Genomic DNA, 14,189 nt, shown 5'->3' on the forward strand with positions numbered 1-14,189 from the left:
TCCCCACCGCATGGAGTTCACGGGAAGCAACAATCCTTTCCCCCGGCAGCGGCCCGATCCTAGCCTTGCACCATGAGCCTCTTCGCCTTCCCCAACCCCGTTAACGAGTACGCGGCCCGCGTCACTGCAGGCCTGGTGGTGCTCGCGGCGATTGGCACCGCGTTGAGCGGTTCCGTCTGGGGGTTGGCGGCCATCGCCGCGGGCTTCTGGCTGAGGCTGCTGTTCGGCCCGCGGATCTCGCCGCTGGCCTTGCTGTCTGTGAAGGTCATCACGCCGCGGCTGGGCAAGGTCAAGCTCGTGGCCGGACCGGCTAAACGGTTCGCCCAGGGGATGGGCGCGGTGGTGTCCACCGCGGCGCTTATCCTGTTCATCGCCGGTGCCGTACCGGCGTCGTGGGCTGTCCTGGGCGTCCTGATCGTGGCGGCCTCGCTGGAGGCATTCCTGGCGTTCTGCCTGGGCTGCGTGATCTTCGGCTGGCTTCAGCGCCGCGGATTGATTCCGGAGGACGTCTGCGAAGCGTGCAACAACATCAGCCTTCGCCGGTTGTGACTTTCACCAGGAGGTCCGCCATGCCCCGGATTACTTCCGGGGCCTCGAGCACGTCAAGCCACTCTTCCGGCAGGCAAGCCTCGCCGTAGTAGGCGCCCAGGATGTTGCCCGCCACGGATCCCGTGGAGTCGCTGTCGCCGCTGTGGTTCACGGCCAGTGCCACGGCGTCGCGGAAGTGCCGCACGGGAGTGTCCGCGGCTGCGTCATCGGCGGGGCGGGTGGCCAGCACGGCGTAAAGTCCGACGGCGAGCGCCTCCTCCGCAACCCAGCCCTCGCCAAGTTCGGCCACGAGTTCCTCGGGCGCGACAATGCCCTTGGCCGCCAGCCGCAGCGCCACCTCAAGACGCTGGGGCAGTTCGGGCGCCACGCCGGTGATGCTGGCGGCGTGGGCAGTTACCGCAGCAGCCGCATCGTGCAAAGCTTCGCCTGCGATGAGGCGGTGGATCAGGAGGCTGAACACCCCGGCGCTCTGCCGCGCCGAAGGATGCCCGTGCGTCAGGGAGGCGGCGTCGGCACTCAACTTGTAGACGGCGTCGTGCGTCACGTGTGGCACCAGCCCGAAAGGTGCCGAACGCATGACGGTTCCGCAGCCCTTGGAGTCCGGATTTACGGGCCGGAAGGAAGTTCCCATTTCTCCGGTTACCAATCCGGAAATGCAGGCCCGGCCGGGGTGGCGGCGCTGGTGCAGGACAGCCTGCCCGTCGATCCAGCGGGCCTGCGGGGCCGGTGCCGCGGGCCCGGCATCCTCGCCCTGGGTGGCAAGCCACCGCAGGTAGGCCAGCCACAGGCACGCGTTGACGTCGGCGCCGACTCCCGAGTTGGCCCACTCCAGCGCTTCAACCAGGCCGTCCACGGTGTACAGGGTCATCTGCGTATCGTCGGAGATGTGGGTGCTGCCGGAAATGGCAGCGAAGTCCCGCAGCCCGTCCGGGCCGAAGCGGCGCCGGATGTCGGCAATCGGATCGAATTCAACTTCGTAGCCGAGGGAGTCGCCGAGTGCGCCGCCGAGCAGGCATCCGTGGATGCGGGACTTCAGTGCGGGCACGCCAGTGTCTGAGCTCATGCTGCAAATCTACCGTGGGCGTACCGCGGGCCGGAAAGCAGTTGCGAGGGACGGCTCCGCCGGACGCGCGGCGGAGCCGGCGTCCGGTTGGTGTCCAGCCAACGCCCAGCCGGGGCTGGAAGAATACTGGGGTTGCCCGGCGGCAGCACCCCTGGCCCCTACCCAAAAGGTCCCATCATGAGCACTACCGTTCCTGACCGACACGATGCCCTTCCCGGCACTTCCGACGCCGTCCGTCCGGGCCTGCTGCCCAGGCTTGGCGCCGAAGCGTTCGGCAGCCTCTTCATCGCCGTCGCGGGCCTTGGCGTGCCGCTGTTCAGCATCCCGCAGTCCAGCCCCCTTCCCGCAGCCCTGGCAGCCGGCCTCGCCGTGACAGCGGCGATGCTCGCGGTGGGGCACGTTTCCGGCGGGCACTTCAACCCGGCCATCACCCTGGGCCACCTTCTCGCCGGGCGGATGCGTGCCGGCGCGGCAGCCGCCTACGCCGTTGCCCAGCTGGCCGGCGCCGTGGTGGGGGCCTTGGTGCTGTTCGCGGTACTGCGCACCTTGCCGGGCATCGCGGACAGCCGCACGGCCTTCGATACGGTCACCGCCGGTTTCGGTGAGCACTCGATTATCCAGGCGCCCGTGGCCGCGGTACTGCTCCTCGAGGTGCTGGGTGCGGCCATCGTCGTTGCCGTCTTCCTTGGAGCTGCCGCCCGCGAAAAGGCCGGGGCTGTCGTCGCACCTTTTGCCGTGGGCCTGACCTTCGCCGCCCTCCTGCAGTTGGGACAGGCAGTGGGAAACCTGCCCTACAACCCCGCCCGGGCGCTGGCGTCCGCCGTCTTCAGCTCAGGCTGGGCCGTTGAACAGGTCTGGGTCTTCCTGGTGGCGCCGCTTGCGGGTGCGGCCATCGCAGGCCTGCTGTTCCGCATCTTCCGCGGCACGGCGGCGCCCGCGCCCGCCGCCGGGGACGCGTCCGACGACGATGCCGCCTTGGACGGGCGCCCTGAGGTTGCGGCGGGGGCCGGCACGGACGCCACAGCCGGCGCCGCCGGGGAAGCACGCAGCCCGGGGCGGCCGGAACGTGCGGCCGGGTCCACCGGCGGCGCCGCCAGCGAGGCCCAGGAGTTCTTCGACGGCAAGCGGGGCTGAGGGCCCCTTGCTGTGGGATGCCACGGACGGGTTGCGGCGCTGGCGCAAACTGTCGGTGGCAGCCGATAGCTTAGAACGATGCGGTTACTTCACACATCGGACTGGCACCTCGGCCGGTCTTTCCACGGCGTGGGCATGCTTGATGCCCAGCGTGCTTTCGTCAGCCAGCTCGTGGCGGCGGTATCGGATCACGGGGTCGACGTTGTCCTGATCGCAGGGGACGTCTACGACCGCGCCCTGCCTGGCGTCGACGTCGTGCGCCTGCTGGATGAGGCCCTCGTGGGGATCACGGCCGCCGGGGCAAAGGTGGTCCTCACCAGCGGCAACCATGACTCCGCCATCCGCCTGGGCTTTGCGGCCCGGCTGCTCGAACGCGGGGGAGTGCACCTGCGGACACGCGTGGAAGACCTGGACAAGCCGCTGCTTCTGCCGCTGGGCCCGGATGCGGCCGGCAGGGATGCCGTCGCCGCCATCTACGGCATCCCCTGGCTGGAACCGCGGCTCGTGGCCGAACCGCTGGGTGTGGAGGCGGCCAGCCATTTCGACGTCACCAGCGCTGCCACCACTCTGATCCGGGAGGACATCGCGCGGCGCGCCGGCTCCGCTGTGGTCCAGTCAGTGGTCCTGGCCCACACCTTCGCCAGCGGCGGCATCAGCTCGGACAGCGAACGTGAACTCAGTATCGGCGGGGTGGGAGCAGTCCCGCTGGACCTGTTCGACGGCTTCAGCTACACGGCGCTGGGCCACCTGCACGGACGCCAGTCCCTTTCGCCGCAGGTCCGGTACTCAGGCTCACCGCTGGCCTATTCCTTCTCCGAGGCCAACCACAGCAAAGGCGCCTGGCTGGTGGACCTCGGCCCGGACGGCGTCACGGCTGTGGAGGAAGTGCTGTGGGACGCGCCGCGCGCCCTGGCGGTCCTGCGGGGTCCCTTGGCGGAACTGCTGGAGTCACCGGAGCATGCATGGGCCGAGACCGCCTACTGCCAGGTCACACTGACGGATGACCAACGTCCGGCACGCGCCATGGAGCGGCTCCGGGCGAGGTTCCCGGACACCCTGGTGCTGGGCTTCGACCCCCAGGGTGGCACACCGGCGCTGTCCACCAGCTACAGCAGCAGGCTCGCCGAAGCCCCGGACGACCTCGCAGTGTGCTGTGGGTTCCTCGAACATGTCCGTGGCCGAACGCCGAACGATGCCGAGAAGGCAGCGCTCGCGGCCGCACTGGAGAACGTCCGGCTCCAGGAGGCGGCACTGTGAGGATCCACCACCTTCGCATCTCTGGCTTCGGCCCTTTCGCCGGGACCGAGGACGTTGACTTTGACCGGCTGAGCGGGCACGGACTGTTCCTCCTGAACGGGCCAACGGGTGCAGGAAAGACCAGTGTCCTGGATGCCATCTGCTTTGCCCTGTACGGCTCTGTGCCTGGTGCGCGGCAGGACGGCAAACGCCTCCGGAGCGACCATGCCGAACCCGCGCAGGAACCTGCGGTGACCCTGGAATTCTCGGCGCAGGGCCGGCGCTTCGAAGCCACCCGTTCGCCCGCCTGGGACAAGCCGAGCGCGCGCGGCAGGAACGGCTTTACCACGCAGCAGGCAAAGACGCTCCTGCGGGAGCGTGTTGACGGCGCCTGGGTGGAAAAGTCAGCCCGCAATGACGAGGCCGGTGCGGAGATCACCGCGCTGCTGGGGATGGACCGCGATCAGTTCACCCGCGTGGTGATGCTCCCGCAGGGTGACTTTGCCGCCTTCCTCAGGTCGAAGGCTGCCGACCGGCTCGAGCTGCTGCAGAAGCTCTTTGGTACCCAGCGCTTCGAAGCCCTGGAACAGGAGCTCTCCCGGGAGGCGCTGGCGGCCCGGGAAAGTGTTGCTGCACTGTCGGGACAACTGGAACTGCTCACTGCGCGTGCCGAATCCGAGGCCGCCTCCCTGGAGTTGGCGGTGGATGGCGCCCCGGCGGCGGACAACGCGGCCGAACGGCTGGAGTGGCTGCAAGGAGCCGTCGCGCAACGCCTGGAGGTACTTCGCGGTTCCGCGGCGGACGCCGAAGCGGCGGCGGCCGTGCGGACGCTGGCTGTCGATGAGGAAACCGGACGCCGCGAACGGCGGCGCAGGCTTGAAGCGGCCGAAGCGCGGCGGGATGCTGTATCGGATGCGGCTCCCCGCCTCGAAGAACTTGCGGCCCGCCTGGCGCGGCACCGTAAGGCCGAAGTCCTCGAGGGCCAGCTGAAGAACGTTGACAGTGCTGTGGCCAGGGTGGCCAGTGCGTCCCGGGCCGCGGAATCGGCACTGACGTTCCTCCGTCTTGCCGCTGACGACGACCCCGAACTGGCCCCGTTGGAACTTACGGACGGCGCCGTGGCCGGGAGCAGTGCAGCTTCCCTGCCGGCATCCGTCACGGCGTCTGCCGCCGATGAACTGGGCCGGCTCCGCTCCCTGTTGGCCGTCGTGGAGGCGCGCCTTCCGGACGAAGACAGGCTGCAGGCCCTGCGGAAGCGTCACGCCGAACTTGGCAGGAAACAGGCAGAGTTGGAGGCAGCCGGAGCCAAGCTCGGGGTCCGCTCCGCGGCCCTCCTCGACGAACGGGCAGGCCTCGAAGCCGGGCTGGGGCCGTTGGAGCTGCTGGCGGGAACAGCTCCGCTGCGCAGCAAGGAAGCCGCGTCAGCAGGAGAGCTCCTGGATGTGGTGCGCCGCCACGCTTCAGCTGTCGCGGCGCGCAATGCGGTTAAGCTGCGCTGCGATGCGGCCAGGGAACGCCAACTGGAGGCCAAGCAGCAATGGCTGGACCTGAGGGAGGAGCGGCTTACCCATGCCGCTGCGGAACTTGCCGCCCAACTGCAGGCCGGTGACCCGTGCCCGGTGTGCGGCAGCGCGGAGCATCCCGCACCTGCGGCCGGCGGCAGCCAGGGCCCCGGGCTGGCCCAGGCAGAGGAAGCAGCACACGCTGCCTACGAGGCTGCGGACGGGGCCCTTGCCCGGGTCGGCGCCGAACTGGCCCACGCTGAGCAGTCGGTGGCAGTTCTTGCCGGGCAGGGCGGCGACACTCCCGAGGAAGAGGCCCTGGCCGCCGCCGGAGAAGCGCGTACTGCAGCTGCTGAGGCGGAGCGCGCGGCAGCCGAACTTTCAGAAGTCCGCGGAAAACTTGAGGCCCTGGATGCTGGAATTGCCGAGGCAGCAGCCGCCAAGGCCGGAATTGATGCGGGGCTGGCACAGGCAGAGTCATCTCTGGCAGAAGTATCTGACCAGGCCGCTGCGCTGGACGAGGCCCTGTCCGGTCTGCGGGCCGGGCGTCCCAGCCTGGCCCGGCGCCTGCGCTCGCTGGAGGGCGCAGTGGCTGTGCTCGACAAGGCCGTGGCAGCGCAGGCCGCACTGACAGCGGCGCAGTCACAGGCGGACGACGCCCGTGAACAGCTCGAGCTGGCGTTGCCGTCGGCCGGCTTCGCGACGGCCAACGAAGCACGCGGCCAACTCCTCGACAGCACGGAGGCCGACGGACTCCAGGCCGACGTCCGTGCCGGCCAGGATGAGGCAGCCAGGGTGCGGGAGCTGTTCGCTGCCGAGGACCTGGTGCGCGCCGCGGAAGAGAAATCCGGAGGATTTGAACCCAGCGAGGAACGGCTCACGGGGCTCGAAAAGGAAGCTGCGGAGGCCCGCGAACGGGCGCGCCAGGCAGACCTCGCCGCCGGAATGGCCGCACGGTGCCTGGCATCGCTGGCGTCCATCAGCCAGGACTACGCCGCGCTGGCAGGTTCTGCCAGGGAACCGGCGGAGCGGGCCCGGATGCTGGCGGGGCTGGCGGACGCAGCGGCCGGCAGGGGCGAGAACACGTACCGGATGAGCCTGAACAGCTACGTCCTCGCAGCCCGCCTGGAACAGGTTGCCATTGCAGCGTCCGAGCGGCTGGTGGCGATGAGTGACGGCAGGTACCTGCTGCAGCACACTGACGCCAAAGCGGCCCGCGGGGCCAAATCCGGGCTGGGCCTGGAAGTGGTGGATCAATGGACGGGCCACCGCCGTGACACGTCCACCCTGTCCGGCGGCGAGTCCTTCATGGCGTCCCTGTCCCTTGCGCTGGGCCTCGCCGACGTGGTGCAGCAGGAATCCGGGGGAGTGGAAATCGAAACCCTGTTCGTGGACGAGGGATTCGGCAGCCTCGACGAGCAGTCCCTGGAGCAGGTCATGGACGCCCTTGAGGGACTGCGTGATGGCGGCCGTGTGGTGGGGCTCGTCAGCCACGTCGGCGAGATGAAGCAGCGGATCGGGACCCAACTGCAGGTGCTCAAGCACCGGACCGGATCCACGCTGAGGATCTCGGAGGCGCTCGACGCCGGTTGACCCGCAGCTGACCGGGCCGCGGTTCAGATGCAGGCGTAGACTGGTCCAGTTACCGGGTTGCGCGCATCGGGAGGAGGGACGATGCGCATGATTTGAACGAGCCCGGAATTGACTTCACACACTTCTTCACCGACGTCGCCGCCATCCCCGGCATCAACTGACACCGGATCCCCGTTGCAACCTGCAGCTGCCGCGGGCGTTCCCCAACCGGCCAGGACCGGCCGGTTTGCCCGGCTTCCCCTGCTCGCTGGCCGCAGCTTCATTCCCCTTGGCCTTTTTGCCCGGCTTCCGCTCGCCATGCTGACGGTGGGAACGCTCACCATGGTCACTTCCGTCAGCGGGTCCTACGCGGCGGGCGGCACGGCTGCCGGGGCTGTAGGCATTGGCTCGGCCCTCGGCGCCCCGGTGCTCGGTGCGCTCGCCGACAGGCGGGGACAGCGGCCCGTCCTGCTGACCGCGGCGATCATCAACACGGTGGCGGTCCTGGCCCTGATCCTGGCGGCCACTGCCACCGTGGCCTCCGGCGGACTGTTCGGAGCCGTTATCGCGGCGGCGCTTGTCTCCGGTGCGAGTTCCCCGCAGGTAGGCCCCTTGGCCCGGGTTCGCTGGATGGCGCTGGCATCGCATGGCCCGGCGTCGCAGCAGGCCGCCGACCTTGACACTGCCCTGTCCTACGAGAGCACCGCCGACGAAGTCACGTTCGTCCTGGGCCCGGCGCTGGTGGGAATCCTGGCCAGCCTCCTGGCGCCGTGGCTGCCCCTGGCCCTGGCCGCCGCGATGACTGCCACGCTGGTACCCGCGTTCGCGGCCCACCCAACCCACCGGGCAGTGCGGCCCGCCGCACGGAAGGCAGCAACCGGGCAGCCGGCCTCCCGGGCCGGAAAGCTGCCGGCCGCCGTCGCCCTGCCTGTCGCCGCCATGGTCTGCATGGGAACGTTCTTCGGCTCGACACAAGGGGCCCTCAGCTCGTTCTCTGCGCCCTTCGCGGGGCCGGAAATCGCCGGACTGCTGTACGCGGCTGTGGGGTTGAGCTCCGCCGCCGCGGCACTCTCCGTGGCCTACTGGCCGCGCAGCTTCACATTGCCAAGGCGGTGGATCGTGTCCGCCGGTCTGATGGCCCTCCTGTCACTGCTCCTGCTGCTGCCGGATTCGCTGGCCGCCATGGTGGCCGTGCTGCTGGTCCTGGGTATCCCGGTGGGCCCGGTGATGGTGACGGTCTTTACGGCAGGCGGCATCCTGGCGCCCGCCGGCCGGCTGGGAACGGTCATGACCGCCCTGGCCAGCGGTATCGTGGCCGGCACGGCGCTGGGCTCGGCCGCCGGCGGCTTCCTGGCAGAGGCCGGTGGCCACCACCTTGCTTTCCTGGTGCCCATCGCGGCCTCCATGCTGTTGGCGCTGCTGGGCGCCGCTGCCGCCGTCGTCCTTGGGAAGCGCGGAACCGGCAGCCGCGGCTGATGCCACCGCGCCTCCGCGGGCGGGAAGACGGGCGGGGCGGGTCAGGCCAACTGCTCCTGGATCCTCGCCGCGCTCCCCGCCAGCGCGGCACCCACGGCCCCGGGATCATGGGCGGAACGGATGTAGACGACCGCCAGGGCGGCGGGCCGGCCGCCCGGCACCCTGATGGGGGCAGCCAGGGAGGAAACCCCCGCGATGACCTCGTCGTGGCTTGCTGAGTAGCCCACCCGGCGGGCCTCGCCGGCCTCCTGCCGGTAGGCCACGCCGCTGTCCAGCCGGTCCCATTCAGCCTCGGTGAACGCTGACTGGATGGCGATGCCCGGTGCCCCGGCGTTGATGGGATGCCTCGTGCCGGGGTGCTGGGCCACTGTGGCCCCCGAATGCCGCGGCTCGACCGTGACCAGCGTGATGCAGTCATGATGATCCCAGACCGCGATGAACGCCGTCATGTCCAGGGTGTTGGCGAGGTAAGTGAGCTCGGGGAGGGCCGCAGACTGGAGGTTTCGCGACACTCCCCGTGCCAGGACGGCAAGGCCGGGGCCGGGCTGCACCTTTCCGGCGTCGTCGCGCACCAGCAGTGAATGGTCCTCAAGGGTGCGCAGGATCCGGTAGGCCACCGATCGGTGGACGCCCATGGCATCGGCCAGTTCGGCGATAGTCAGTGGGCCGGGCGAGGCAGCAAGGATCTCCAGGGCGCGGATGCCGCGGGACAGCGTCTGGGACGCTGATGCCTGCGCCGGCGCTGGTTCGGTCCGGGCTGCCGCGGTGGGATTCATGGCTTCCATCCTAGGGCGCCTTCCGTCCCGTTCGGGGTTGGCCGCGGCCCGGTCTGCTGCGCGGCCTTGTCTACCAGACAGGATCAAGCTAATTTTCTATTTAAGAACATGCAGTTCAAATATAGAACTCACTTCCCGAGGCGTCCACCGCGAGAAATAGTCGGAATCCGTGTTGCACCTCACATTTTCGTAGTAGTGTACTTACCAACTGACCGTTCTGTCGGTAATCCTGAAGGCGTCCGGCGGTGCAAGCCGCCAATAAACAATGGAGTTTCAATGACCACACCTTCCCAGGTGGATACACTCTCCGGTCCCAGCACACGGAGGGAAGAGCGCAAGGTCCTCGCGGGCACGCTCGTCGGCACCACCATCGAGTGGTACGACTTCTTCATCTTTGCCCAGCTGACAGCAACGCTGCTGTCCCCGCTGTTCCTGGCGCCGCTGAACGACTCAAACCCCGGTCTGGCGCAGATCCTGTCCTTCGCACTGATCGGCATCAGCTTCCTTTTCCGGCCGCTCGGCGCAGTGGTTGCCGGGCACCTGGGTGACCGGCTGGGCCGCAAGGCCATGCTGGTCTTCACACTGGTCATGATGGGTGCTGCAACTGCCCTCATCGGCATGCTTCCCACCTACGCCCAGATCGGTGCCTGGGCCCCGGTCCTGCTGATCCTCCTGCGCGTCATCCAGGGCTTCTCCGCAGGCGGCGAATGGGGCGGCGCCGCCCTGATGGCCGTTGAACATGCACCCCTGAACAAGCGTGGCCTCTTCGGTGCCTACCCGCAGATCGGCGTCCCCGTCGGCATGATCCTGGCCACCGGCCTGCTCTTCTTCCTCAACAGCAGCATGTCCAAGGAAGACTTCGCTGCCTGGGGCTGGCGCGTCCCGTTCCTGCTGTCGATCGTCCTGATCGTGGTGGGTTACCTGATCCGCCGCGCTGTGGCCGAGAGCCCTGTCTTCCAGGAGATGGCATTGCGGAAGAAGGAAAGCAAGGCCCCGCTCGGCGAGCTTATCCGCAACCACAAGCTGCCGGTCCTGTACTCCACCCTGATCTTCATCGGCAACAATGCGGCCGGCTACCTGCTGATCGCGTTCTTCATCTCCTACGCCACCAGGACCCTCAAGATGCCCACCCCGCAGATCCTGCTGGCCACCACCCTGGCATCTTTCGGCTGGCTGATCTTCACCCTGGTGGGCGGCTGGCTCTCTGACAAGATCGGCCGGGTCAAGACGTTCCTGACCGGCTACGCCATCGTGTTCGCCTGGATGCTTCCCATGTTCGCCCTGATCGACACGAAGAACATCTGGCTCTACGGAGTGGCACTGTTCGTCCTCACCATCGGACTGGGACTGTCCTACGGGCCCATGTCCGCCATGTACGCCGAAATGTTCCCGGCCAACGTCCGGTACTCCGGCATTTCGATCGGCTACGCATTCGGCGCCATCCTGGGCGGCGCGTTTGCGGCCACCATCGCTGAAACATTGCTGCAGAGCACCAAGTGGGCCGGGTCCATCGGCATCTACATCATGGTGCTGTGCGTCATCTCCGCCATCGGGGTAGTGCTGGCCAAGGAAACCAAGGGCCGCCCGCTGGGCGTCAGCGCCCACCACTGACCACCAGTCCCGCGCCCGCTTCGGCCAAGGAAACTTGACGGCGGGGCCCGGGGGAACCGACGTCGACGGCGGGCCGGACCTTTGCGTCCGGCCCGCCGTTGCTAATCCCGGAGGTAGTGGATGGCGGCGTCGTCGGACAGCTGTTCGAAGTGCCGGTAGAAACTGCCCACCGCCCGGAACTTGCCAGGCAGGTGCAGGCAGATTACGGCATCGCAAACGCGCTCCACTGACGCCTCGGCCTCGATCGAGCCCACCGGAGCGGCGGCCACCACAACGGCAGCGCCACTCTCGCGGACCGCTTCCACGGCTGCCCGCATGGTGGCGCCGGTAGCCAGACCGTCATCTACCAGCAGCACGGTCTTCCCGGCCAGGTCAATGGACGTTCCGGGGTAGAGGCCCACCCGGCGGTGCAGCTCGGCACGCTCGCGTTCCTCCACCTCGTCCAGCCATTCGCGGCGGACGCCGTGCTCCAGCACCCGGTCCACCAGCGGCTTGTTGACCAGCCTGACTGTGCGGCCGCGGGCCCACGCCAGTGCTCCGTACGCCGTTTCCTCGTGGCCCGGGATGCCCAGCTTGCGGACCAGGACGGTCCCCAGTGGAAGGTAGAGGGCCTTGGCCACGGCCGCAGCCACCGGTATCCCGCCGCGGGCCAGGCCCAGGACCACGGCGCCGGGCCGCTCCCGGAATTGGGTCAGTGCGGCGGCGAGGTGCTCGCCCGCCTCGGTTCGGTCTTCGAATCGCGTACCCATCTGCCCCTCCAGGCTCTTCCGGCCCTGCGATTCCAGCCTACCGCCGGACGGGTGCCGGATATTCAGGGTGCCGGAGTCATCCGGGGTGCCGGTATCCTCAGACCGCCAGGAAGGCGATAGCCGCCTGTTTGAAGGCCCTGCTGGTGACGGCATTGGTGTGGTTCCGGCCCGGCAGCACCAGCTGCTCAGCCATGCCCCCGGTACTGTTGGCCAGCTCGGCGAGCTTGGGGAGGCTGCCGATCCGTTCATCCTGGTCTCCGGCCACCAGGAGCATTGGTACATGGGGGACGGCTTCGGCGGGATCGTAGGGCTCGGCCTTGATGGCTTCCACGAGGGTGAGCAACGCGAAGATGTTGTTGGTGGGCAGCAGCAGCGCCATCTTCAGCAGCTGCGCGGTGGACCCGTCGGCGATCGGCGTGCCGTCGGCCAGGTAATCCTGGGCGGCCGTCAGGTCGAACTCGGCCAGCGGATCGGAGATGTTGGGCCCGCCAAGCACCAGGCGGTGGACGATCTCGGGCTGGGTGGAGGCAAACTCCCACGCCAGCCGCGATCCCAGGGAGTAGCCGACGATATCGAGCCCGCTGGAAGGATCGCCGTCCTGCAAGGGGCGGACGCCGGCGTCGAACGCTGTCTGGAGCAGGTCGGCGCGGATGCGGCTGGGGGAGTACGAATCACGGTCCTCCGGCGCGCCGCTGCGGCCGTGGCCGGGCAGGTCCACCGTGATCACGCGGCGGCCCGCCTCCAGGAGGGCGCCCACCCACCCGGTGTCCTCCCAGTTGAGTTTCCCCGAGGAGGAGAAGCCGTGCAGCAGCAGGACCGGCCGCAACCCGGCATCGTCAGCGGGATCATGCACCGCCACGAACAGTTGGGGGTCCGTGCCCTCCACGGTGTGCGCATGCTGTTGGCCGGTGTGCCTGCCGCTCATGGTGTCAGTCCTCATCAACTCGAACACGGTGGCGGGGGTCCGCACGGATCGTGCGGTGCCGCCGAAGGTACAAGCCACTCTACCGGCCGGGCTGCCGGGTTTTTTAAGTCACTCGGACTGGCGGCGGCGGCCTTGGATCCGGGCACCTGCGGCGCAGGCCAGGGCAATTCCCGCAATCAGCGCAAACGTGCTGAACAGCTGCACCCGGCTCTCCTCGGCGCTGAAGCCCACCGCAAAGATCAGCCCCAGCAGGACAAGCCCCAGGAGGGTCAGGGCGGGGAACCCCTTCATCTTCAGGGGAAGCGGTGTGCCGTCGCGGGCGGCGCGGCGCCGGAGGATCAGTTGGGACACCAGGGCGCTTCCCCACACCACCAGGCAGGTTGAACCCACCAGCTGGAAGAGCGCGGGAAGGACCTTGTCCGGGAAGAGCAGTTCCAGCACGGTGGCCACGAAGCCGAAGGCCACCGAGACGGCCACGGCAATCATCGGCACGCTGGCCCCGCTGAGGCGCGCCAGGAACTGCGGGGCCTCCCCGCGTTCCGCGAGCGAGTAGGCCATCCGGGACGCGCCGTACAGATTGGCGTTGAGTGCGGACAGGAGTGCGACGACGGCCACCAGCGTGATCGCTGTTGCCGCACCGGGGATCCGGGCGGCGTCCAGGACGCCGGCGAAGGGGGACGCCAGGCTTTCGGAGGTGGCCGGAAGGACCGCAGCGATGACGAACACGGAGCCGATGTAGAAGACGAGGATGCGCCAGACCACCGTGCGGATGGCCCTGCCCACGCTGCGCTCGGGGTCCTGGGTCTCGGCAGCGGCTACCGAAACGATCTCAGTGCCGCCGAACGCAAAGATCACCACGAACAGTGCGGCGGCCACCCCGCCGAGGCCCTGCGGGGCGAAATCGGAGGTGATGTTGGACAGTCCCGGCGACGCGACGTTGGGGAGGAAGCCCAGCAGGAGGGCGGCACCGACCGCCAGGAAGAGCACGATCGCGGCCACCTTGAGGATGGCGAACCAGAACTCGAACTCACCGAAGTTCCGCACCCCGGCGAGGTTGATCGCGGTGAACGCCACCATGAAGGCAAGTGCCAGCGCCCAGACCGGAACCACGGGCCAGACGGAGTACAGGAGCCCGGCGGCGCCAAGTGCCTCTGCGGCGATGACTACCACCAATTGCAGCCACCACAGCCAGCCGATGGTGGCGCCGGCGGTCCGCCCCAGCGCGCGTTCGGCGTACACCGAGAAGGCGCCGCTGTTGGGGTTGGCGGCGGCCATCTCACCCAGTGCCCACATCACCAGGATGATCAGCGTGCCCGCCACGAGGTAGGACAGCAGGACGGCGGGGCCGGCAGCCTGCACGCCGGCTCCGGAGCCGAGGAACAGCCCGGCGCCGATGGCGCTGCCCAGGCCCATCATGGTCAGCTGGCGGGGTTTCATGGTGTGGCCCAGGTGGCGTTCCGGGCGTACGGATGCGGACTTCGTCGTCATGGTGCGGTTGAACCTTCTTGGGGTTTGGCGTGATGTTCCTCGTGGGACCTCTTGAATTTACTCTCTTCGCCGGGGCCGCGCCCACATGGCGGGCCCGGCGGCGTCCGG

11 protein-coding genes are annotated in these 14,189 nt (G+C 68.7%); 6 read left to right on the forward strand and 5 right to left on the reverse strand.

Annotated features, from left to right (window positions below; genetic code table 11):
- The first annotated feature begins 72 nt into the window (after positions 1 to 72).
- Positions 73 to 549 (forward strand): DUF4395 domain-containing protein, encoded by a 477-nt coding sequence (locus tag OVA06_RS06630; RefSeq protein ID WP_268157130.1) that lies wholly within the window; start codon positions 73 to 75, stop codon positions 547 to 549.
- Here the strand turns inward: OVA06_RS06630 and OVA06_RS06635 are convergent.
- A complete protein-coding gene (locus OVA06_RS06635) occupies positions 530 to 1,612 on the reverse strand; it encodes an ADP-ribosylglycohydrolase family protein (protein ID WP_268157132.1) in 1,083 nt (360 codons plus the stop codon). The two genes, OVA06_RS06630 and OVA06_RS06635, sit on opposite strands and share 20 nt — an antisense overlap.
- Before the next feature lie 177 nt (positions 1,613 to 1,789).
- Here OVA06_RS06635 and OVA06_RS06640 point away from each other — a divergent pair, with 177 nt between their 5' ends.
- The 4 genes from OVA06_RS06640 to OVA06_RS06655 all read left to right on the forward strand — a co-directional run bounded on the left by OVA06_RS06640 (position 1,790) and on the right by OVA06_RS06655 (position 8,532).
- Positions 1,790 to 2,746, forward strand: coding sequence for an aquaporin (locus OVA06_RS06640; protein WP_268157134.1), 957 nt, complete (start codon positions 1,790 to 1,792; stop codon positions 2,744 to 2,746).
- 78 nt (positions 2,747 to 2,824) lie between these two features.
- Positions 2,825 to 4,003: an exonuclease SbcCD subunit D gene (locus OVA06_RS06645; RefSeq protein WP_268157136.1), complete on the forward strand. Its 1,179-nt coding sequence runs from the start codon at positions 2,825 to 2,827 to the stop codon at positions 4,001 to 4,003.
- Positions 4,000 to 7,077 carry an AAA family ATPase gene (locus OVA06_RS06650; RefSeq protein ID WP_268157138.1) on the forward strand — a complete coding sequence of 1,026 codons (3,078 nt, stop codon included), beginning with the start codon at positions 4,000 to 4,002 and terminating at the stop codon, positions 7,075 to 7,077. The genes OVA06_RS06645 and OVA06_RS06650 overlap by 4 nt, the downstream gene beginning before the upstream one ends.
- A 108-nt stretch (positions 7,078 to 7,185) precedes the next feature.
- Positions 7,186 to 8,532 carry an MFS transporter gene (locus tag OVA06_RS06655; RefSeq protein ID WP_442793527.1) on the forward strand — a complete coding sequence of 449 codons (1,347 nt, stop codon included), beginning with the start codon at positions 7,186 to 7,188 and terminating at the stop codon, positions 8,530 to 8,532.
- Positions 8,533 to 8,573: 41 nt separating this feature from the next.
- Here the strand turns inward: OVA06_RS06655 and OVA06_RS06660 are convergent, their stop codons facing one another.
- Entirely contained in the window at positions 8,574 to 9,308 is a 735-nt protein-coding gene (locus OVA06_RS06660) for an IclR family transcriptional regulator (protein WP_268157143.1), read from the reverse strand.
- 276 nt (positions 9,309 to 9,584) lie between these two features.
- Here OVA06_RS06660 and OVA06_RS06665 point away from each other — a divergent pair, with 276 nt between their 5' ends.
- Entirely contained in the window at positions 9,585 to 10,919 is a 1,335-nt protein-coding gene (locus OVA06_RS06665) for an MFS transporter (protein WP_268157146.1), read from the forward strand.
- Positions 10,920 to 11,020: 101 nt separating this feature from the next.
- Here OVA06_RS06665 and OVA06_RS06670 read toward each other — a convergent pair whose 3' ends face one another.
- The 3 genes from OVA06_RS06670 to OVA06_RS06680 form a co-directional block, all read right to left on the reverse strand.
- Entirely contained in the window at positions 11,021 to 11,668 is a 648-nt protein-coding gene (locus OVA06_RS06670; protein WP_268157148.1) for a phosphoribosyltransferase, read from the reverse strand.
- A 97-nt stretch (positions 11,669 to 11,765) separates the two neighbouring features.
- A complete protein-coding gene (locus tag OVA06_RS06675; RefSeq protein WP_268157150.1) occupies positions 11,766 to 12,593 on the reverse strand; it encodes an alpha/beta fold hydrolase in 828 nt (275 codons plus the stop codon).
- A 108-nt stretch (positions 12,594 to 12,701) separates the two neighbouring features.
- Positions 12,702 to 14,081 (reverse strand): amino acid permease, encoded by a 1,380-nt coding sequence (locus OVA06_RS06680; RefSeq protein WP_268157152.1) that lies wholly within the window; start codon positions 14,079 to 14,081, stop codon positions 12,702 to 12,704.
- Positions 14,082 to 14,189: the final 108 nt, after the last annotated feature.

It is taken from the genome of Pseudarthrobacter sp. SL88 (assembly GCF_026672455.1).
Lineage (GTDB): Bacteria > Actinomycetota > Actinomycetes > Actinomycetales > Micrococcaceae > Arthrobacter.

Bases quoted from the DNA above. Each gene is read 5' to 3' on its own strand.
- OVA06_RS06630 (WP_268157130.1), top strand. From the start codon at position 73: ATGAGCCTCTTCGCCTTCCCCAACCCCGTTAACGAGTACGCGGCCCGC.
- OVA06_RS06635 (WP_268157132.1), bottom strand. From the start codon at position 1,612: ATGAGCTCAGACACTGGCGTGCCCGCACTGAAGTCCCGCATCCACGGA.
- OVA06_RS06640 (WP_268157134.1), top strand. From the start codon at position 1,790: ATGAGCACTACCGTTCCTGACCGACACGATGCCCTTCCCGGCACTTCC.
- OVA06_RS06645 (WP_268157136.1), top strand. From the start codon at position 2,825: ATGCGGTTACTTCACACATCGGACTGGCACCTCGGCCGGTCTTTCCAC.
- OVA06_RS06660 (WP_268157143.1), bottom strand. From the start codon at position 9,308: ATGAATCCCACCGCGGCAGCCCGGACCGAACCAGCGCCGGCGCAGGCA.
- OVA06_RS06665 (WP_268157146.1), top strand. From the start codon at position 9,585: ATGACCACACCTTCCCAGGTGGATACACTCTCCGGTCCCAGCACACGG.
- OVA06_RS06670 (WP_268157148.1), bottom strand. From the start codon at position 11,668: ATGGGTACGCGATTCGAAGACCGAACCGAGGCGGGCGAGCACCTCGCC.
- OVA06_RS06675 (WP_268157150.1), bottom strand. From the start codon at position 12,593: ATGAGCGGCAGGCACACCGGCCAACAGCATGCGCACACCGTGGAGGGC.
- OVA06_RS06680 (WP_268157152.1), bottom strand. From the start codon at position 14,081: ATGACGACGAAGTCCGCATCCGTACGCCCGGAACGCCACCTGGGCCAC.